The organism is Halomonas litopenaei (assembly GCF_017303055.1).
GTDB classification, from domain to species: Bacteria; Pseudomonadota; Gammaproteobacteria; order Pseudomonadales; family Halomonadaceae; genus Halomonas; species Halomonas litopenaei_A.
This window is the reverse complement of sequence record NZ_JAEKJT010000005.1, coordinates 352831-371604: the sequence shown is the minus strand read 5'-3', so window position 1 is coordinate 371604 and position 18774 is coordinate 352831. Positions and strand designations below refer to the sequence as shown.

Below are 18774 nucleotides of genomic sequence, written 5' to 3'. Positions count from 1 at the left end.
CAGGGTGAAGATGGCAACGCCCAGGGCCAAGGTCAGGATCAAGACGGCAACACTGAAGGGAGCGACGGCTGAGCATGGATCACTTCAACTATCGCGAGGGCGAGCTCCACGCGGAAGCGGTCCCCCTTGCGCGCATCGCTGACCAGGTGGGCACCCCCTGCTACGTCTATTCACGGGCCACCCTGGAGCGCCACTTCAAGGCCTATCAGGAAGCCCTTGGTGATCATCCACACCTGATCTGCTATGCCGTGAAGGCCAACAGCAACCTGGCCGTACTCAACGTTCTGGCACGCCAGGGAGCCGGTTTCGACATCGTCTCCGAGGGCGAGCTAGAGCGCGTCCTGGCGGCGGGCGGGAACCCCGCCAAGATCGTGTTTTCCGGGGTTGCCAAGCAACCTGGCGAAATGGCTCGCGCCCTTGAGGTCGGCATCAAGTGCTTCAATGTCGAGTCCCGTCCGGAACTCGAGGTCCTCAACCAGGTGGCCGGTCGTCTCGGCAAGGTCGCCCCGGTCTCGCTGCGGGTGAACCCGGACGTGGACGCCGGAACCCATCCCTACATTTCTACCGGCCTCAAGGACAACAAGTTCGGCATCGCCGTCGACGACGCCCTTGAGGTCTATCGTCTGGCGGCGACGCTGCCTAACCTGCGCATCGAAGGCCTCGACTGCCATATCGGTTCACAGTTGACCGAGATCGCCCCCTTCCTGGACGCCCTGGAACGCCTGCTGGTGCTGCTCGACCGTCTGCGCGAAGAAGGCATCGAGGTGTCCCACCTGGACCTGGGCGGTGGCCTTGGCGTGCCCTACCGTGACGAGACGCCCCCGGCGCCCTTCGACTATGCCTCGAAGTTGCTGGAGCGCCTGTCTCGCTGGGAAGGTGGTGAACGCCTGACGCTGCTGTTCGAGCCTGGTCGCTCGATCGCCGCCAATGCCGGCGTGATGCTGACCCGCCTGACCTATCTCAAGCCAGGTGAAACCAAGAACTTCGCCATTGTCGATGCGGCAATGAACGACCTCATTCGACCGTCGCTGTATCAGGCATGGCAGGCCATCATTGAGGTCGATACGCGCCAGCAGCGCGACAGCGATATCTATGATGTGGTCGGCCCGGTATGTGAAACCGGCGACTTCCTGGGCAAGGAACGTCGTCTCGCCGTGGCGCCGGGAGACCTGCTGGCGGTGCGTTCGGCCGGTGCCTACGGCTTCGTCATGGCCTCCAACTACAACAGCCGGCCGCGCCCCGCGGAAGTGCTGGTGGATGGAGACAGCTGGCAGGTCGTGCGGCAGCGAGAACGCATTGAAGACCTGTGGGCAGGTGAATCACTGCCCGACGCCGCCGGAGAGTCGCGCTGATGCTGCTGCACTTCACCAAGATGCATGGCCTGGGCAATGACTTCATGGTCATCGACCTGGTCACCCAGCGCGCGCGTATCGAGACGGAAGACATTCGCCGCCTCGCCGATCGCCGCTTCGGCATTGGCTTTGATCAACTGCTGGTGGTGGAACCGCCGCGAGATCCCGACATGGACTTTCGCTATCGGATCTACAACGCCGACGGTAGCGAAGTGGAAAACTGTGGCAACGGAGCGCGCTGTTTCGCCCGCTTTGTGCGCGACAAGCGCCTGACCCATAAACGCCAGATCCATGTCGAGACCGCCGGAGGGCCACTGGTCCTTGACGTGCACGACGATGAACAGGTCAGCGTGGACATGGGCGCACCGCGCTTTGCTCCTGCCGCGCTGCCCTTTGACGCCGACGCTGACCAGTTGCTGCATACGCTGGAGGTGGACGGAGAGACCCTGAACATCGCCGTCGCCTCCATGGGCAACCCTCATGCCGTCATCCGCGTCGATGATGTGGCCAGCGCCCCGGTGGAGCGCCTGGGCCCGCTGATTGAGCATCATCCGCGCTTTCCGCGCCGGGTGAATGTCGGCTTCATGCAGATTCTGTCGCGCCAGAGCATCCGTCTGCGGGTGTTCGAACGCGGCAGTGGCGAGACGCTGGCCTGCGGCACCGGCGCCTGCGCCGCAGTCGCCTGCGGTATTCGCCAGGGTCTGCTGGATAGCCCGGTATCGGTGGCGTTGCCTGGCGGCAACCTGAGCATACGCTGGGCCGGAGAAGACCAGCCGCTGATCATGACCGGGCCTGCCGAGCGAGTGTTTGATGGTCGCATCCCGCTACGTTGATCTCTTACGTATTGGACGCTCCCCGACTACGCTAAGCTGCCAGCATGGCTGACACTTTGACACCGACCGTTACACAGGGAGACGCGCATGCCCCAAGCCGCCCCAGAGCCTCGCAAGACGCTGGATCCGGACCGGGTCGCCGAATGGCTGGCGCGCCATCCGGACTTTTTCGTTGGCCGTGAAGGCTTGCTGCAAAGCCTGAAGGTGCCTCATCCGGAAACTCAGGGTGCGACCTCTCTGCTCGAGCGTCTGGTCTACGATCTGCGCAAACGCGCAGAGGGTGCTGAACTGCGCCTGGAACAATTGCTCGACTCGGCTCGACACAATGAAGCCCAGTACCGTCGAACCCGAGAACTGGTGCTGGCGCTGCTCGAGGCCCAGGACAACGATGCCCTGGGGCAGGCGCTGGCGACCCAGCTGAGCGAGCGTTTCCAGACTCCGGCAGTAGCAGTCTGGTGCCCCGCCAGCTTGACCGATCGCGACCCGCGCCCACCTCAGGCGCCGCGCCACGTCCTCGACGAGCACACGGGTCAGCGCTTGACCGCTTTGCTCGATGGCCGCGCCAGCCGTTGCACACGCCTGACGCCCACCGACTGGAAGCGACTGGTGCCCCATGCCAAGGCGCCGACCAAGTCCGGTTCCTGCGCGATCGCCCGCATGACCCTCGGCGAACCCCAGGGCTTCGTGGTGTTGGCCAGCGCCGACCCGGACCACTTCCGCGCCAGCATGGACACTCTGTTCACCGAGTATCTGGCCGATGTGCTGGTACGGTTGAGCGTCCGACTGAGCGAGCATGATGGCGGCTGAGCCTCCGCTTGATCGTGCGGTGGCGGACTTCTTGAGCGAGCTTGCCCGCACGGCCAGCGGCGCCACGGTCGACGCCTACCGACGAGACCTGGCTGCCTATCTGGATTGGCGGGAACAGCAGAGCCTGTCAGCGCCAGAGGATGACCTCATCACGGCCAAGGAACTGCGGCGATTCCTGGCCTCCGAGCGCAGCCGAGGGCTGGCTGCACGCAGCCTCAAGCGCCGCCGTGCCGCACTGTCCCGGTTCTGTGGTCATCTGGTGGACAACGGACAGCTGGCGTACAACCCGGTGGGCCTGAGTCAGGGCCCCAAGGCGCCCAACGACCTTCCTCGCCCCGTCGATGTGGACCTTCTTGCCCGCTTTCTCGACACCCCCCATGACGGCTCGGTGCTGTCGGTGCGCGATCAGGCCATGCTGGAGCTGCTTTACTCCAGTGGATTGCGCTTGGCGGAGCTATCGGCGCTGGATCTGGGGGATGTGCATGGCGCCAGCGTCAGGGTCGTCGGCAAGGGCAACAAGCCGCGCCAGGTACCCGTGGGCTCCCGTGCCAGAGCCGCCATCGAGCAATGGCTGACATTGCGAGAATCGCTGGCTGCTGATGGCGAGCTGGCCATGTTCGTCGGACAGCACGGGAAACGCCTGGGTCATCGCGCCATTCAGGCGCGCCTGGTCACTCAAGCGCGCCGTCGCGGCCTCCCCGAGCACCTCCACCCTCATCGACTGCGTCACTCCTTTGCCAGCCATCTTCTCGAGTCCAGCCAGGACCTGCGTGCGGTCCAGGAACTGCTCGGCCACGCCAACCTGTCGACCACCCAGGTCTATACCCGCCTGGACTGGCAGCACCTGTCGGAGAGCTACGATCGCGCCCACCCCAGGGCTCGGCGCAGGCCGGCCAGCACCGCACCAGACCCTGATGACCCTGACCTTGTTGGAGAGACACCGTGCTAGCGCCCGCAAACCTGTCTCGGCTGGAAGCCATCACCTTTGATCTAGACGATACGCTGTGGGACAACGCCGGCGTCATGCAGCGCACCGAGCACGGCCACGTCGACTGGCTGAATACCCAGCTTGCTGCGTGGCAGGCCCGCCGAGGCGAGCCTGCCACCGGCCCCATCGATCTTGAGCGCTATCTCGCGGCACGCCAGGCCATGGCTCGGCAGCACTGGTCCCGACGCGGCGACTTCAGTTGGCTGCGCGAGCACAGCCTGGTTCAGCTGCTGGTCGAAAACGGCCTGGATCAGGACAGCGCCCGCGAGTGGGCGGCACGGGCTATGCAGCAGTTCCATCAGCTGCGCATCGACGTCACGCCCTTCCCCGGGGCCGACGCCATGCTGGAGCGTCTCGCCTCACGCTACCGGCTCGGCAGCATCACCAATGGCAATGTGGCCTTTGAGCGCCTGGCCATTGCACGGCATTTCCATGAACGCATCGCCGCTGGTGAAATGCTGGCCCCAAAGCCCGACCCACGCCCTTTCCTGGCCATGCTGGCGAGGTTGAACGTGCGCCCTGAACGAGCACTGCACGTGGGAGATTCATGGGAGGAGGACATCCTGCCTGCCAGACGGCTAGGCATGCAGGCCGCCTGGATCGCGCCGACACAGACGCAGGTGACGGACCTGCCTGCCGGCGTCTTTCACCTGACCTGTGTCACCGAGCTAGAGGCCCTGCTGTCCTGAAGGGGCGTGTTCTCACACCGAGAGCTCTCGCACCATAGGTGCTGAGCCACAACCCTGGCAGGCTCAGTCCTGGTCGAGCCACCCATCCAGACGTCGATGGGCGTCTTCAACCCCCTGACGCTTGAGTGCCGAGAATAACTGGACGCTGACCAGGTCTTCCCACTCGCGCAGACGAGACCGCACCTGCTGCAACGCATTCTTGGCCGCGCCCTGCTTCAACTTGTCTGCCTTGGTCAGCAGGATATGGACCGGGAGATCTCGCTCGTCCGCCACATCCAGCAGCGCAAGGTCAAATTCGGTCAGCGGATGCCGCACATCCATCACCAGCACAAGGCCGCGCAGTGATTGGCGCTTCTGCAGGTACTCCGCCAGGTGACGCTGCCACTCCAACTTTACCTTTTCAGGCACCTTGGCGTAGCCGTATCCCGGCAGATCCACCAGACGCCGGTCCACGTTGTCGCCCAGCGAAAAGACATTGATCAGCTGTGTGCGTCCCGGCGTCTTGGACGTCCTGGCGAGCGCCTTCTGCTGGGTTATCGCATTGATAGCGCTAGATTTTCCCGCATTGGAACGACCCGCAAAGGCCACTTCCACACCGCTGTCTTCAGGGCAGCGGGCAAGGGTAGGGGCGCTGGTAAGAAATCGGGCCAAGGAGTAATTGAAAGCCATGAGATGGAAGAAATCCTGACGGTGGTCAAAAGTAGGGGCGAGGGCCCTGGCATTCCCGCCCTCAGGGTGTTTGGTTATAGTAAGCTTTGAGGCGGCTGCGACCCGGAGACCCATCTTACCATTGTGCTGCTGTTGCCAGCGACCGGCCTCAGCGCGGGCGCTTCCTCCTGCAACTCGGGCATGCCTCAAGGCCACGCCCCGCAGGACCGTGAAAACATCATAACGGCATAAGTGAACTAGCGATGAGACAGTTACTGGCAAGCCTGGCAATCTCCATCGGCGTCGTTGGCGCCGCCCATGCCGATCTTCAGAGTGACGCAGACGCCGCCGCTGGACGCGACAAGGCAACCGCCTGTGCCGCGTGTCACGGCCAGACCGGCGCCAGCATCGCGCCAACCTTCCCCAATCTGGCAGGACAGCAGGCCTCCTATCTGGCCAAGCAGATCCTCGATATTCGAGATGGCCATCGTCTGGTACCCCAAATGGCTGGTCAGGTGGACAACTTCAGCGACCAGGACGCCTGGGACGTGGCCGCCTTCTTCGCCGGCCAGGAGCCGGTGGTGGGCCAGGCCAAGGACGACGAGGCCTTGCTGGAACGCGGCGAAGCCCTCTATCGCGCGGGCGATCTCGCCAAGGGCATACCCGCCTGCAGTGCCTGCCATAGCCCCACCGGCAGTGGTATAGGCTCCGCGGTCTATCCGGCACTGTCCGGACAGCACGCGGGGTATGTGGTCACTACGTTGAAGGCCTTCGCCTCCGGTGATCGTGCCAACAGTCCTGGCGGCATGATGTCGGATATCGCCGCCAAGATGAGCGACGCCGACATGGAAGCTGTGGCCAACTACGTGCAAGGACTGCACTGACCATCTTTCTGGCGGATCAGCGGGGCGGCTCTTGAGCCGCCCCGCTTGCGTTTGGCGACACTCAGCGGCAACCCCATGGTCATTCGGGATATTCGGGAACCCTTCTAACGTTGTAGACTCAAAACAGCGTTCGCTTTGTGGCTTCAGCCTCAGGGGAGCAGAACTGCTGCTCGCCGGTCGCGGAAGTACACCGTCTATTTCAAGGAGACATACTGACATGCTGAAGTCACTGATGATGGGCCTGGTAGGCCTGGGCCTGTCCACCATGGCTGCTGCTGCCCCGGTCACTGAAGGCAAGGACTACACCGTTGCACCCAACACCGTTCAGCTGGGCAGCGATGACAGCAAGATCAACGTGACCGAGGTGTTCTGGTATGGCTGCCCTCACTGCTACGCGCTGGAAGATCCGCTGAACGCCTGGGTGGCAGACCTGCCAGAGGACGTGGAATTCGAACGCATGCCGGCCACCCTGGGGGAAACCTGGGTCAAGCACGCTCGCGCCTTCTATGCTGCCCAACAGCTGGAGATTCTCGACGAGGTCCACGAGGATTTCTTTGACGCCATCCACCAGGAAGGCGAGCAGCTGACCGACCCGGACGATATTGCGGCCTTCTTCAGCGACTACGGCGTCAGCGAAGATGATGCCCTCAAGGCCCTGGATGGATTCGGCGTCAAATCGCAGATCAACCGCGCCAGCGCGACCATGCGTAACCTGCAGCTGATGGGAGTTCCGGCACTGATCGTCGATGGCCGCTACATCGTATCGCCCAGCAACGCTGGCAGCCTCGACAATATGCCGCGCATCGCCGAAGCGCTGGTGGAGCAGGTTCGCGAAGAACGCGAGGCCGCGCAGTAATGAGCTCCCTGGCCGAGGAACATCACCCTACCCTCGAAGGAGGTCACCTGAGACTGGTGACCTTCAACCTTCAGGTGGGCATTCAAACCTCGGCCTACCACCATTATCTGACACGCAGCTGGCAGCACCTGTTGCCACATCCCCAGCGGCAACGTCGCCTGGACATGATGGCTGAGGTGCTGTCGCACTTTGACATGGTGGGACTGCAGGAGGTGGATGGGGGCAGCTTTCGCTCGAGCCAGGTGAATCAGCTGACCTACCTGGCACGGCAAGGAGGCTTCCCTCACCACTACCAGCAGCTGAACCGCAATCTCGGCCGTATCGCGCAACATAGCAACGGCCTGCTGTCGCGCCTGACACCTAGCCGTATCGAGGAACATCGACTACCGGGAACGCTTCCCGGCCGCGGTGCCATCCACGCTCGCTTCGGTGAGGGCCCCGAGGCGCTACACCTCTTTGTGGCACACCTGGCCCTAGGCCAGCGCACCCAGAACCTGCAGCTCGACTACTTAAGTGAATTGATCCAGCCCCTCAAGCATGTGGTGGTGATGGGCGATCTGAACTGCACACCAGAGCGCTTGCATGCCCATGATCGATTCTGCGCATCGTTGCCGCTGCATCCGGTGCATCCGCCGCTGAGCTACCCGTCCTGGCGCCCCAGTCGTGCGCTGGACCATATTCTGCTGTCGTCCTCTCTCGAGGCCGACGAGGTCGAGGTCCTCGACCGGCTGTTTTCCGACCATCTGCCCGTCGCGGTGGATATTCGCCTGCCAGATCCCTGCCTGAAGGCCATTCGCGCCTGCCATTCCCAACAACTCGCCTGAACCGAGCATCACACGACCGATACCGCGGCAAGGCTCGACTTTCGATGCCATGACAGTGCTACCTTGCCTGCCGTATAGTCAGCGTTGATGCGCGCCACCCTGTGCAACGGGTCCCGCGTGCAACACTATCCAAGACGCCAGGCCGCTCCGCGCTTCCCCGCGCGCGGATGCGCTGCCTGAAACAAGATCGCCCTGACACTATCTTGCGAGCTCACATGTCCACAACCTCCGGCTTGCCGGGGCCACTGGCGGCCCTCGACGCCTTGATCGAACGCCTGGGTAGAGGCCTCTCCTGGCTCATTCTGGCGATGATGATCATTCAGTTCCTGATCGTCATTCTGCGCTATGCCTTCAGCGTCAACAGCATTCCCATGCAGGAATCGGTGATGTACATGCATGCCACCGTCTTCATGCTGGCGGCGGCCTACACCCTGCGGCATGGCGGACATGTGCGCGTCGATATCTTTTACCGGGCCATGTCGGCACGTAAAAAAGCCCTGGTCGATCTGCTGGGCACGCTGTTCCTGTTACTTCCGGTGATGGTGTTCGTCATCGCCACCAGCCTTGGCTACGTCGGCAAATCCTGGGCCATTTTCGAGGGTTCCCCCGATGCCGGCGGCATCCCCGGCGTGTTCCTGCTGAAGACCCTGATACCGGCCTTTGCGCTACTGATGATCCTGCAGGGGATCGTTGAAATCTGCCGCAATTCTCTCATCCTTAGCGGGCGCCTGACCCCGGACGAAGCCCCCCACGATGCCAACGAGGAGCACCTGTAAATGCTGGAGTTCATGCCACTGGTGCTGTTCGCGGTCATCTGTACGGTCCTGATGTTCGGCTATCCGGTCGCGCTGTCGCTGGCCGGCACCGCGCTGGCCTTCGCCGGTCTTGGCTTCGGCCTCGAGTCCATCGGTATCGACGCCAATTTTGATGGCAGCTATCTCAACGCCTTCCCCAATCGACTCTACGGCATCATGACCAACACGACGCTGTTGGCGGTGCCGCTGTTTGTCTTGATGGGCGTGCTGCTGGAAAAGTCCCGGGTCGCCGAGACCCTGCTTGACGCCATGGCACTGCTGTTCGGCTCGCTGCGCGGGGGACTGGGCATCTCGGTGACCATCGTCGGCATGATGCTGGCGGCCTCCACCGGGATCGTCGGTGCCACCGTCGTCACCATGGGGTTGATGTCGCTTCCCACCATGCTGAAGCGTGGCTACAGCCAGTCCCTGGCCACCGGCACTATCTGCGCTACCGGCACGCTAGGACAGATCATTCCCCCTTCCATCGCCCTGGTCCTGCTGGGTGACGTGCTCTCCAGCGCCTATCAGCAGGCCCAGCTATCCATGGGTATCTTCAGTCCCAAGACGGTGTCCGTCGGCGACCTGTTCATGGGTGCGCTGGTGCCAGGCCTGATTCTGGTGCTGGTCTACATCGTTTACGTGAGCCTGGTGGCGATGTTCAAGCCCAGCGCAGCACCCGCGGCTGATCGCCAGGAGCTGATGGCGGAAATGGGCCATACCTCGGGCCTGGGTCTACTGTTGCTCAAGGGGCTCGTACCACCCATCGTGCTGATTGTCGCGGTACTGGGCTCTATCCTGACCGGCCTGGCGACCCCCACAGAAGCGTCCGCCGTTGGTGCCTTTGGTGCTTTCGTGCTGGCCCTGGCCTATCGTCGCCTCGACATGGCCACCCTCAAGGAAGTGCTGCGCTCCACCACCCATGTCACCACCATGGTCTTCCTCATTCTGATTGGGGCGGCCCTGTTCTCGCTGGTATTTCGTGCCTACGGGGGTGAGGAACTGGTGACTCACCTGTTCGAGAACATGCCTGGCGGCGTCGTCGGTGCCACCATCATCGTGATGCTGGTCATCTTCCTGCTCGGCTTCATTCTCGACTTCATCGAGATCACCTTTGTGGTCGTGCCGATCGTCGGCCCCATTCTGCTGGCCATGGGCCTCGACCCGATCTGGCTCGGTATCATGATCGCGATCAACCTGCAGACCTCGTTTCTGACCCCACCGTTTGGTTTCGCGCTGTTCTACCTGCGCGGGGTCGCTCCGGAATCCGTTCCGACGTCTGCCATCTATCGTGGTGTGATTCCGTTCATCGTACTGCAGCTGGGAATGCTGCTGGCGCTGGCGTTCTTCCCGGGCCTTGCCACCTGGCTGCCGGAGCAGTTCTAACTCGGGATGTGCTGTTCAAGGAGGCCGGGAGAGCGCGGTCACAAGCGGCTCCCGGCTCTTTCCGGCGCTTTCAGACAGGAACATGGGGCATCATCATGGCCATGGGCGTGCGCATACCGCACGCAATGGCCCCCGCGTTGGCGATGCGTGGACGGCGCCAGTCACGTGCAATACGGCGCGGCATCTATAGTAGCTGCATCGCCATAACGCCCCTTGCCTACACGCTCTATCAAAGGGCTATAGCCAAGAGCTATACCCAAGGGCTATATCCAAGAGCCCTATCAAAGGGCTATATCAACAAGACGCATGACCGAGCATCATGACGCTGCCGACATCCCGGCAGCGCCATTCACCCGCTGGCCCTACCCCGGCCGGCAGGTCCCGACAACGCCAACACCATATAAAAGGGGACTTACATGCAACGCAGCTCAATCGCCAAGGCCATTACCCTCGCCAGTGCCACCGGCCTTATGCTGATCGGTGCCCAGGCACAGGCTCAGGACACCTTCGAGTGGAAACTGGTAACGTCCTGGCCCAAGAACTTTCCCGGCGTTGGCCAAGGCCCGGAGCGCCTGGCCAAGCTGGTGGAAGAAATGTCGGACGGTCGACTGACCATTGAAGTGTTCGGCGCCGGCCAGCTGGTTCCCGGCTTCGAGGTCTTCGACGCAGTAGCGGAAGGCACCGCGCAGATGGGCCATTCCGCGTCGTACTACTGGAAGGGCAAGGCACCCGCTGCCCAGTTCTTCGCTGCCGTTCCGTTTGGCATGAATGCTCAGGAAATGAACGCCTGGCTGCACTATGGCGGCGGCCTGGAGCTGTGGAACGAGCTCTACGACGACTTCGGGGTAGAAGTCATGGCGGCCGGCGCCTCCGGGGTGCAGATGGGCGGGTGGTACAACAAGGAGATCAACTCGGTCGCCGACCTGGACGGTCTCAAGATGCGTATGCCTGGCCTCGGTGGCGAGGTCATGAACCGCATGGGCGTGGCCATCGTCAACATGCCAGGCGGCGAAATCTTCACCTCGCTGCAATCCGGCGCCATCGACGCCACCGAGTGGATCGGCCCCTATAACGACCTGGCCTTTGGCCTTCACCAGGCCGCCGAATACTATTACTACCCGGGCTGGCATGAGCCCACGGTCATGTTCGAAGCCATCATCAACGATGATGCTCTGGCAGAACTGCCTGCCGACCTGCAGGCGATCCTGCGTAGCGCGGTTCGCGACGTCAACCAGGACGTACTCGACGAGTACACCGCACGTAATAACGACGCCCTGGCAACGCTGATCAACGAGCACGACGTTCAGCTGCGCAAGCTGCCTGATGATGTCCTTGCTCAGGCTCAGGAGATTTCCGCCGAGGTCGTGCAGGAACTCGCCGACTCCAGCGATATCGCCGGCCGCATCTACGAGTCCTATCGCGAGTTTCAGGACAAGGTCGTGAATTACCACGCCATTTCCGAACAGGCCTACTATAACGCCCGTAATCCGGACGGCGGCACCAGTCTCGGGCAGGAGTAATCCGCGTCGACTATCGCCGTCAGCGGTGATATCGACAGCAGAAGGGCTGCCATTCGGCAGCCCTTCTGCTATCCCCGGCTGGGCCGGGGCTTCCGTCAAGTCTGGGCTTGGCTAAAGGGCTTGGCTATAGGGCTTGGTGGTAGGTCCTGGTCCAGGCTCAAGCGCCACACGAGAAGTAGCTGTCCGCTAACCACAGTACCAGCGCATAGCGCCCCCCCTTGCTCACCAGAATCCACACCAGCGCGCGCCACCAAGGTAGCCGCGCGATTCCCGCCAGCACGGTCAGTGGATCTCCTATTACCGGCACCCAGGCCAGCAGCAGACTGGCTTCTCCTCCCTTGCGATACCAGCGCTGCGCCCGCGCCAGTCCCTGCGGTGATGCCGGAAACCACCGCCGATCCACGTAGTGGGTGGCATAGCGCCCCAGACCCACGTTGATCAAGCTTCCCAAGGTGTTGCCCAGCGTCGCCACCCACCACAGTGCCAACGGCGACTCGCCACGGCACCACAGTGCCGTCAGCCATACCTCAGAGCCGCCCGGCAACAAGGTCGCACTGGCCATCGCTACCACAAACAGACTGAACATGGCTCCCTCGACCTGGTCTCTTGTATCCTGTGGGTCCTGCTGACTTTCCGGTGCCGTTCATGTCCCAGCTCACAGCCATCCCCCACACTCTGACCATTGCCGGCTCTGACCCGTCCGGTGGCGCAGGTCTGCAAGGTGACCTCAAGACGCTGTCGGCGCTAGGCACCTATGCCACCAATGTGATTACCGCAGTGATCGCGCAGAATACCTGTGGGGTCCGCGAGGTGCACCCGGTGACGGCCGCCAGCATCCGCGTTCAGCTCGACCACTTGCTCGATGATGTCCGCGTCGACGCGGTCAAGATCGGTATGGTGGCAAGCCGCGACGTCGCCGAGGTGCTGCGCGAAGCGCTCGAGGCCCGGCGTCCGCGCTGGATCGTGCTGGACCCGGTCATGGTCGCCAAGAGTGGCGATATTCTGGTCGACGAGGCGGGGATTAGCGCCGTACGCGACATTCTGGTGCCGCTGGCTGACGTCATCACGCCCAACCTGCCCGAGGCTGCCGTATTACTTGACCGGCCCATCCCCACCAGTGCAGATGACATGGAAGCCATGCTGCCAGCACTGACCGCGCTATCGGCGCCCTATGTCCTGCTCAAGGGAGGCCACCTCGACGGTGACAGCTGCCCTGACCTGCTCGCCTCGCCCACCGGGGAGCGGTGGCTACCTGCACCACGCATCGATACTCAAAACCTGCACGGCACAGGCTGCGCGCTGTCGTCTGCCATCACCGCCAAACTGGCCCACCTGCCGCACGACGCCCAGGAAGCCCAGATTATCGACGCCATCGGCGATGCCAAGCGCTGGCTGCACCAGGCACTGGATGCCAGTCGCCGGCTGTCCGTGGGGCACGGGCGGGGCCCGGTTCACCACTTCCACGCCTGGTGGTAGCCGCTACCTTCTGTTGTCGTTCAGGCTTAGGGATCAGATCATCATGCGCTGACAGCAGTGGTACCTCGGAGCGCTTGCGCGAATCGGCATGCCCACCCATGCTGAAGGTTCATCCACTGGCGTTCTGAGGGCAGAGCCATGACTCGCTCCCTGCTGTTTGCCTGTGACCTGTCAGCCGAAAACCGCTCCGCCTTTGGCCGTGCCATTCGCCTGGCCAACGACATGGGCGCACGCCTGGACGTACTCCACGTCCTTGACCCCTATCTGCCACGGCGGGTGCTGCGTGACCTGGAAGGTGCCGTCGTCGATGACATCCATGCCATCGCCACGGATCTACGTGAAGACTATGCGCTGAATGAGCCGCCGCTGTTGGTACAGACCGTGACCGGGGCTCCCTACGCCGAAATCATACGCGAGGCCCACGAGCGCAGCGCCGAGATGATCATTCTCGGCACTCACCGCAAGCGGGGTCACCCTGACCTGATCGGTGGCACCACCCTGGCCAGAGTGTTGCTCAGCGCACCCTGTCCGGTGCTGACCGTCAGCCAACCGCCCTCTGCCCCATGGACTGACATCCTCGTGCCGGTCGACTTCTCGCTGACCTGCCGACGCACGCTACGCGAAACCCTGCGCCATTTTCCGGAGTCACGCCTCGAGCTTCTGCACGCCTGGGACGTGCCCGGCGAGCGCGAGCTGGGCTCCGACGCGGAGTTTGCCCAATGGCGCGACCGGGAAGTCATTCGCCTGCGACACCAGCTCGAACATGAAATTGATCAGCTGATGGCAGAGTTTGAACGAGTGCCTGAGCTGGAGCTGGTACTGGAGCAAGGTGATCCACTGGATGTACTGATCGCCCATCTCCGGCGCCAACCTCCTGACCTGCTGGCACTGGGCAACCGCAGTCAGGCTGGACGTCGCAGCCAGATCACCAAGCGCCTGCTGGCAGAGCCGCGCTGCGACATCATGCTGTGTCGAGCCTGGTAATCGCCGACGGGTAAGGCGCAGCAAGATATACAAAACCTGTACAAGAAACGCATCCTTTGCCATGATCTGTACAACATCGTGCCAGAGGACGTGTCTCATGCCCCCGCGCCAGCCCCAGCAACATCCGCTCACTCGACTGATTGCCGCCATCAGCCTCATGACGTGTCTGACACTGACCATGGCGCTACCCCCCAAAGCCGACGCCCAATCCACCACCGCGAACGCACCGCAGGTACAGGTCAAGGACGCCAGCTTTGCGCGAACGATTGAAGGTGACCGGCGCTACGACATGCTCGGTCATGGCCTGTTCACCTATATGGTGTGGGACGCCTACGCCGGCGCCTACTACCAGGCCGCAGGCTTTCCTCGACCGGCGCCGCTATCCGATGTCCCGAGACAGTTGGTGCTGCATTACTTCCATGCCATCGACGCCGAGGACTTCGCCGAGGCGACCACTCGCACGGTGCGCGAGCAGGTCAACGAGGTGAATTTCGCGAGCGTGCGCTCAGAGCTATCTCGCCTCACAGACAGCTATCGCGACGTTCAGCCTGGGGATCGCTACGCCTTGCGCTGGAGCGGCGAGCAGCTCACCCTCTCGCTCAATGGAACGCCGCTGTTCCAGAGCCCCAACCTGGAACTGGCCATCGCCATGTTCGCCATCTGGTTGGGCAGCGATCCGTTGGACGATGGCTTCCGTGATGCGCTTCTCGGGCGCTGACCGGCGCCTTCTGCCTACCCTTACCTCTCCGTGCTAGGCTGATGCCCTTTTCAGCCAAGGCACTCGCATCATGAAAGCTCTGATTCAGCGCGTCAGGCGCGCCAGCGTCGATGTCGACGATCGCACCATTGGCGCCATCGATCACGGCCTCCTGGCCCTCGTAGGCGTCGAGAAAGGCGACGACGAGGCGGCGGCCGAACGGCTGCTGCACAAGCTGCTGCACTACCGTGTGTTCGGCGACGACGATGACAAGATGAATCTCAACCTCCAGCAGGCCGGCGGCGGGCTCCTGCTGGTGTCGCAATTCACCCTTGCGGCTGACACACGCAAGGGCCTGAGACCCAGTTTTTCCAGCGCAGCCCCTCCTGCGGAAGGCGAACGCCTCTTCCACTACCTGCTCGATCTGGCGAACCAGCGCCACAGCCCCGTCGCCTGTGGACAGTTCGGAGCCAACATGCAGGTAGCGCTGGTCAACGACGGTCCGGTGACCTTCATGCTGGAAAGCTAGGGGTCGTGACACGTCGCAATACGCTGACATGACCGTCGTCGAAAACGTCGCTTGATGTTCATGGAAACATTTACCAAAATCATCTGTATACAATAACAACGGGTGATCGTATCCATGACACACCAGCGACATGTCGCCAGCCGCTCGGTCTTCGACTTCCACGGCAGGCCCCCCATGAGCCGTGCCCTGCCGTTATCATTGCAGCACATCCTCGCCATGATCATGGGCACCATTACCGTGCCCATCATCGTGGCGGGCACCGTGGGTGCACCGGTGGCCCAAACACTGATGCTGATTCAGGTCTCCCTGATGGCGTCAGCGGTGTCCACGTTGATCCAGCTATTTGGTGTCTGGCGCTTCGGCGCCCGCTTGCCGACCATCTTTGGCGTGGGCTTCGCCTATGTCCCCACCTTGACGGCGGTAGGCGCACAGTTTGGCCTGGAAGGTATCCTCGGCGCCCAGCTGTGTGGCGGGATCGCCATGCTGCTGGTGGGCATCGGCATTCGACCGCTGCGGCATCTCTTCCCGCCGGTGGTCGCCGGCGTGGTGGTGCTGGTCATCGGCCTATCCTTGTATGACATCGCCATCCACTACATGGCCGGAGGACGCAACAGCCCCGACTATGGAGGGGGACAGCAATGGCTAGTTGCCCTGGTCACGCTCGCCGTCGTATTGGGGGTGTCCCAATTCGGCCGAGGCTTTATCAAGCTGGCGGCGATCATCTGCGGCATCGTGGTCGGCTACGTTCTGGCACTGGCCCTTGGCATGGTCGATTTCACTGCCGTGAAGCAGGCCGCCTGGTTCAGCGCCCCACGCCTGCTACCGGTATCGCTCGACTTCGCCCCTGCCGCCATCCTGTCCATGGTGATCATCTGCGTGGTCAACTCCGTCCAGACCATTGGCGACCTGTCGGCAACCACCATCGGTGGCATGAACCGTGAGCTGGGTCATCGGGAACTCTCGGGAGGACTGCTTGGTAATGGGATCTGTACCCTGGTTGGCGCGCTGTTCGCCGCTCTGCCGACAGCGTCCTTCAGCCAAAACGTCGGCATTGTGGCCATGACCAAGGTCGTCAGCCGCTCCGTACTGGCACTGGCAGCGGTATTCATGCTGGCGGCGGGGCTGATTCCCAAGTTCGGCGCACTGATGACCACCATTCCCTATTCCGTGCTGGGGGGCGCTACCATCACGGTATTCGGGATGATCACCATGACAGGCATCCAACTGCTGACGCGGGATGAGTTGTCAGGCCGCAACATGACCATCGCCAGCCTGTCCCTGGCACTGGGGCTCGGCCTGGCCGCCGCGCCTGAAGCGATGCAGGCCCTGCCGAGTACCTTGCAGCTCGCTCTGGGAAGCTCACCGATTGTGGTGGCGGCCCTCAGCGCCGTCACCCTCAACCTGGTGCTGCCGCAGACCAGCCTGGCAGACGAGCAGGCGGAACGGCAGCGCATGGCGGCGCGAATGGATGCACAGGATGCGGCCTCGCCCGGACACACCGAGGAGGTCCCATCAGTCTCCGCTCGCTAGCGCATCCTGCATGTCCTCGAGTGCCTCTTCGGCGGCCAGCCACTCGGCCTCAAGGTCGTCGAGGCGGGCCTTGAGCTCGCCCTGACGGCCCAGGCATTCGGTCAACTCCTGCTTGCGCGCGGTATCTGTGTACAGCGACGCGTCCCCCAGCCGTTCCTCGACCTCGGCGAGCTCAGCCTGCACACCCTCCATGGCCTTTTCCGCACGATCACGCTCGCGCTTCAGGGGCCTTAGCTTCTCTCTCAGCTCGGCGGCGGCTCGGCGGGAGGCCTTGCGATCTTCCTTGGGTGCTGCCTGCGCGGCGTCCGCCTTGTCGGCCTTCTCTTCCCGGGCGATGCGCCGGGCCGTCTCCAGGCGCGTCTTCAACCAGACGCGATAGTCCTCGAGGTCACCGTCGAAGGGCTCTACCCGATGATCCGCCACCTTCCAGAACTCGTCCACCGTGGCCTTGAGCAGATGGCGGTCGTGGGACACCACGATAACCGTGCCATCAAAGGACGCCAGCGCTTCCGTCAGCGCTTCGCGCATCTCGAGATCGAGGTGGTTGGTGGGCTCGTCCAACAGCAGCAGGTTGGGCTTCTGCCAGGCGATCAAGGCCAGGGCCAGGCGCGCTTTCTCGCCCCCGGAGAAGGTATCGACCTTGGCAAAGACATCGTCGCCCGGAAACCCGAAGCCTCCCAGGAACTGACGGATGTCGCTGTCAGCGGCCTTGGGCGACAGACGCTGGACGTGGGTGAACGGCGACGCCTGCAGATCGAGGCCTTCCAGCTGGTGCTGGGCAAAGTAGCCTACGGCGAGGTGTTCGCCGGGTACACGCCGCCCCTCCAGCAGGGGCAGGTCGCCGGTCAACGACTTGATCAGGGTGGACTTGCCTGCGCCATTGGGCCCAAGCAGACCAATACGCTGGCCCGGCAACAGCGTCAGCTTGACGTTGGACAGCTGAACGCGCTGACCGCCGTCCGCCTGCTGATAGCCTAACGCGGCATCGTCGATCACCAGCAGCGGATGGGAGGTCTTCTCTGCCGCCGGCAGGGTGAAATGAAACGGAGAATCGACGTGAGCAAGGGCGATATCGCCCATGCGCTCGAGCATCTTCAAGCGGCTCTGCGCCTGTCGTGCCTTGGTCGCCTTGTAGCGAAAGCGAGCAACGAACTTTTCGATTTCCTCCCGCCTGGCCTGCTGTTTCTCGGCCTGGGCCTGCTGCAGCGCCAGCTTTTCGGCGCGGGTGCGCTCGAAGGTCGTGTAATTGCCCCGATACAGCACCAGCTGGCGACGATCGAAGTGAACGATGTGGTCACAGACGGCATCGAGAAAGTCGCGATCGTGAGAAATCAGCAGCAGAGTCCCCGGGTAACGCGTCAGCCACTGCTCCAGCCACAGCAGGGCATCCAGGTCCAGGTGGTTGGTAGGCTCATCCAGCAGCAGCACGTCAGAGGGCATGAACAGGGTGCGCGCCAGGTTGGCGCGCATTCTCCAGCCGCCGGAGAATGCCGACAGCGGCTTGTCCAGGTCCTGCTGAGCGAAGCCAAGGCCCACCAGCAATTGGGCGGCACGGGCCGGCGCGCTGTAGCCATCCAGCGCCTCGATGGCCCCATGCAGCTCCGCCTCGCGATGATGGTCACCCTCCGTCTGGGCGGAGGCCAGAGCCGCTTCGGTGCGGCGCAGCTCGGCATCGCCATCCAGCACGTATTCCACGATGGGCCGGGTCAGCGCCTCGACCTCCTGGGCCATATGGGCGATGCGCTGACCGCCGCTCATTTCAATCGCGCCCTTGTCGGCGCCGATCTCGCCCAGGATCAGCCCGAACAGGCTCGACTTGCCGGCGCCATTGGGCCCCACAATACCGGCCTTGTGCCCCGCATGCAGGGTCAGGTCGGCACCTTCGAACAGTGGCTCGGCGCCACGTTGCAGGGTGACTTGGCGCAGTGCAATCATCATGGCTCCATCGAACTAGGCCCGTCGGGCCTGTTACCCGCG

The 18774-nt window shown here is 63.0% G+C and carries 19 protein-coding genes; 16 read left to right on the top strand and 3 right to left on the bottom strand.

The genetic code is table 11. The features are described 5' to 3' along the window. Nucleotides 1-74: 74 nt before the first annotated feature. From lysA to JF545_RS11855, 5 genes are all read left to right on the top strand, one after another. Nucleotides 75-1352: a diaminopimelate decarboxylase gene (lysA, locus tag JF545_RS11875; protein ID WP_206942297.1), complete on the top strand. Its 1278-nt coding sequence runs from the start codon at nt 75-77 to the stop codon at nt 1350-1352. Then, nucleotides 1352-2185 carry a diaminopimelate epimerase gene (dapF, locus tag JF545_RS11870; RefSeq protein ID WP_206942295.1) on the top strand — a complete coding sequence of 278 codons (834 nt, stop codon included), beginning with the start codon at nt 1352-1354 and terminating at the stop codon, nt 2183-2185. The genes lysA and dapF overlap by 1 nt, the downstream gene beginning before the upstream one ends. A gap of 87 nt (nt 2186-2272) precedes the next feature. After that, nucleotides 2273-2992 (top strand): DUF484 family protein, encoded by a 720-nt coding sequence (locus JF545_RS11865; RefSeq protein ID WP_206942293.1) that lies wholly within the window; start codon nt 2273-2275, stop codon nt 2990-2992. Next, nucleotides 2982-3941: a tyrosine recombinase XerC gene (locus JF545_RS11860; RefSeq protein ID WP_206942602.1), complete on the top strand. Its 960-nt coding sequence runs from the start codon at nt 2982-2984 to the stop codon at nt 3939-3941. The genes JF545_RS11865 and JF545_RS11860 overlap by 11 nt, the downstream gene beginning before the upstream one ends. Then, entirely contained in the window at nt 3935-4669 is a 735-nt protein-coding gene (locus JF545_RS11855; protein ID WP_224907811.1) for an HAD family hydrolase, read from the top strand. The genes JF545_RS11860 and JF545_RS11855 overlap by 7 nt, the downstream gene beginning before the upstream one ends. A gap of 63 nt (nt 4670-4732) precedes the next feature. On the opposite strand, the gene yihA is transcribed toward JF545_RS11855, so the two are convergent. After that, nucleotides 4733-5338 carry a ribosome biogenesis GTP-binding protein YihA/YsxC gene (yihA, locus tag JF545_RS11850; RefSeq protein WP_206942291.1) on the bottom strand — a complete coding sequence of 202 codons (606 nt, stop codon included), beginning with the start codon at nt 5336-5338 and terminating at the stop codon, nt 4733-4735. Nucleotides 5339-5580: 242 nt separating this feature from the next. Here yihA and JF545_RS11845 point away from each other — a divergent pair, with 242 nt between their 5' ends. The 6 genes from JF545_RS11845 (at nt 5581) to JF545_RS11820 (ending at nt 11581) form a co-directional block, all read left to right on the top strand. Continuing rightward, complete coding sequence (locus JF545_RS11845; RefSeq protein WP_206942289.1) at nt 5581-6201, top strand: c-type cytochrome; 621 nt, start codon at nt 5581-5583, stop codon at nt 6199-6201. A 217-nt stretch (nt 6202-6418) separates the two neighbouring features. Beyond that, nucleotides 6419-7057, top strand: a complete 639-nt coding sequence (locus JF545_RS11840; protein ID WP_206942287.1) for a thiol:disulfide interchange protein DsbA/DsbL — start codon at nt 6419-6421, stop codon at nt 7055-7057. Further along, complete coding sequence (locus JF545_RS11835) at nt 7057-7881, top strand: endonuclease/exonuclease/phosphatase family protein (RefSeq protein ID WP_206942286.1); 825 nt, start codon at nt 7057-7059, stop codon at nt 7879-7881. The genes JF545_RS11840 and JF545_RS11835 overlap by 1 nt, the downstream gene beginning before the upstream one ends. Before the next feature lie 215 nt (nt 7882-8096). Beyond that, nucleotides 8097-8657, top strand: coding sequence for a TRAP transporter small permease subunit (locus JF545_RS11830; protein ID WP_206942285.1), 561 nt, complete (start codon nt 8097-8099; stop codon nt 8655-8657). Next, on the top strand, nt 8658-10061 hold the full coding sequence (locus JF545_RS11825; RefSeq protein WP_206942284.1) for a TRAP transporter large permease: 1404 nt from the start codon (nt 8658-8660) through the stop codon (nt 10059-10061). It abuts the gene before it with no gap. A 416-nt stretch (nt 10062-10477) separates the two neighbouring features. Beyond that, nucleotides 10478-11581 carry a TRAP transporter substrate-binding protein gene (locus JF545_RS11820; RefSeq protein WP_206942283.1) on the top strand — a complete coding sequence of 368 codons (1104 nt, stop codon included), beginning with the start codon at nt 10478-10480 and terminating at the stop codon, nt 11579-11581. Between the two features lie 157 nt (nt 11582-11738). Here the strand turns inward: JF545_RS11820 and JF545_RS11815 are convergent, their stop codons facing one another. After that, the gene (locus JF545_RS11815; RefSeq protein ID WP_206942282.1) at nt 11739-12167 is read right to left on the bottom strand and encodes a YqaA family protein; all 429 of its coding nucleotides are present in this window, start codon (nt 12165-12167) and stop codon (nt 11739-11741) included. Nucleotides 12168-12226: 59 nt separating this feature from the next. Between JF545_RS11815 and thiD the strand changes: the two genes are divergently transcribed. The 5 genes from thiD to JF545_RS11790 all read left to right on the top strand — a co-directional run bounded on the left by thiD (nt 12227) and on the right by JF545_RS11790 (nt 16797). Then, on the top strand, nt 12227-13057 hold the full coding sequence (gene thiD, locus JF545_RS11810) for a bifunctional hydroxymethylpyrimidine kinase/phosphomethylpyrimidine kinase (RefSeq protein WP_206942281.1): 831 nt from the start codon (nt 12227-12229) through the stop codon (nt 13055-13057). 138 nt (nt 13058-13195) lie between these two features. Continuing rightward, nucleotides 13196-14041, top strand: coding sequence for a universal stress protein (locus JF545_RS11805; protein WP_206942271.1), 846 nt, complete (start codon nt 13196-13198; stop codon nt 14039-14041). Nucleotides 14042-14138: 97 nt separating this feature from the next. After that, entirely contained in the window at nt 14139-14759 is a 621-nt protein-coding gene (locus tag JF545_RS11800; protein WP_206942269.1) for a chalcone isomerase family protein, read from the top strand. Nucleotides 14760-14829: 70 nt separating this feature from the next. Beyond that, nucleotides 14830-15267, top strand: coding sequence for a D-aminoacyl-tRNA deacylase (gene dtd / locus JF545_RS11795; protein WP_206942268.1), 438 nt, complete (start codon nt 14830-14832; stop codon nt 15265-15267). Nucleotides 15268-15381: 114 nt separating this feature from the next. After that, complete coding sequence (locus tag JF545_RS11790; RefSeq protein WP_206942267.1) at nt 15382-16797, top strand: uracil-xanthine permease family protein; 1416 nt, start codon at nt 15382-15384, stop codon at nt 16795-16797. Here the strand turns inward: JF545_RS11790 and JF545_RS11785 are convergent. Beyond that, a complete protein-coding gene (locus tag JF545_RS11785; RefSeq protein ID WP_206942599.1) occupies nt 16780-18732 on the bottom strand; it encodes an ABC-F family ATP-binding cassette domain-containing protein in 1953 nt (650 codons plus the stop codon). The two genes, JF545_RS11790 and JF545_RS11785, sit on opposite strands and share 18 nt — an antisense overlap. Nucleotides 18733-18774 lie beyond the last annotated feature (42 nt).

Excerpts from the sequence above, each read along its gene's own strand:
- JF545_RS11805 (WP_206942271.1), top strand. The coding sequence starts at position 13,196 with ATGACTCGCTCCCTGCTGTTTGCCTGTGACCTGTCAGCCGAAAACCGC.
- JF545_RS11860 (WP_206942602.1), top strand. The coding sequence starts at position 2,982 with ATGGCGGCTGAGCCTCCGCTTGATCGTGCGGTGGCGGACTTCTTGAGC.
- JF545_RS11825 (WP_206942284.1), top strand. The coding sequence starts at position 8,658 with ATGCTGGAGTTCATGCCACTGGTGCTGTTCGCGGTCATCTGTACGGTC.
- thiD (WP_206942281.1), top strand. The coding sequence starts at position 12,227 with ATGTCCCAGCTCACAGCCATCCCCCACACTCTGACCATTGCCGGCTCT.
- JF545_RS11840 (WP_206942287.1), top strand. The coding sequence starts at position 6,419 with ATGCTGAAGTCACTGATGATGGGCCTGGTAGGCCTGGGCCTGTCCACC.
- JF545_RS11800 (WP_206942269.1), top strand. The coding sequence starts at position 14,139 with ATGCCCCCGCGCCAGCCCCAGCAACATCCGCTCACTCGACTGATTGCC.
- JF545_RS11830 (WP_206942285.1), top strand. The coding sequence starts at position 8,097 with ATGTCCACAACCTCCGGCTTGCCGGGGCCACTGGCGGCCCTCGACGCC.
- JF545_RS11820 (WP_206942283.1), top strand. The coding sequence starts at position 10,478 with ATGCAACGCAGCTCAATCGCCAAGGCCATTACCCTCGCCAGTGCCACC.
- JF545_RS11815 (WP_206942282.1), bottom strand. The coding sequence starts at position 12,167 with ATGTTCAGTCTGTTTGTGGTAGCGATGGCCAGTGCGACCTTGTTGCCG.
- JF545_RS11865 (WP_206942293.1), top strand. The coding sequence starts at position 2,273 with ATGCCCCAAGCCGCCCCAGAGCCTCGCAAGACGCTGGATCCGGACCGG.
- lysA (WP_206942297.1), top strand. The coding sequence starts at position 75 with ATGGATCACTTCAACTATCGCGAGGGCGAGCTCCACGCGGAAGCGGTC.
- dtd (WP_206942268.1), top strand. The coding sequence starts at position 14,830 with ATGAAAGCTCTGATTCAGCGCGTCAGGCGCGCCAGCGTCGATGTCGAC.
- JF545_RS11835 (WP_206942286.1), top strand. The coding sequence starts at position 7,057 with ATGAGCTCCCTGGCCGAGGAACATCACCCTACCCTCGAAGGAGGTCAC.
- yihA (WP_206942291.1), bottom strand. The coding sequence starts at position 5,338 with ATGGCTTTCAATTACTCCTTGGCCCGATTTCTTACCAGCGCCCCTACC.
- JF545_RS11845 (WP_206942289.1), top strand. The coding sequence starts at position 5,581 with ATGAGACAGTTACTGGCAAGCCTGGCAATCTCCATCGGCGTCGTTGGC.
- JF545_RS11785 (WP_206942599.1), bottom strand. The coding sequence starts at position 18,732 with ATGATTGCACTGCGCCAAGTCACCCTGCAACGTGGCGCCGAGCCACTG.
- JF545_RS11790 (WP_206942267.1), top strand. The coding sequence starts at position 15,382 with ATGACACACCAGCGACATGTCGCCAGCCGCTCGGTCTTCGACTTCCAC.
- dapF (WP_206942295.1), top strand. The coding sequence starts at position 1,352 with ATGCTGCTGCACTTCACCAAGATGCATGGCCTGGGCAATGACTTCATG.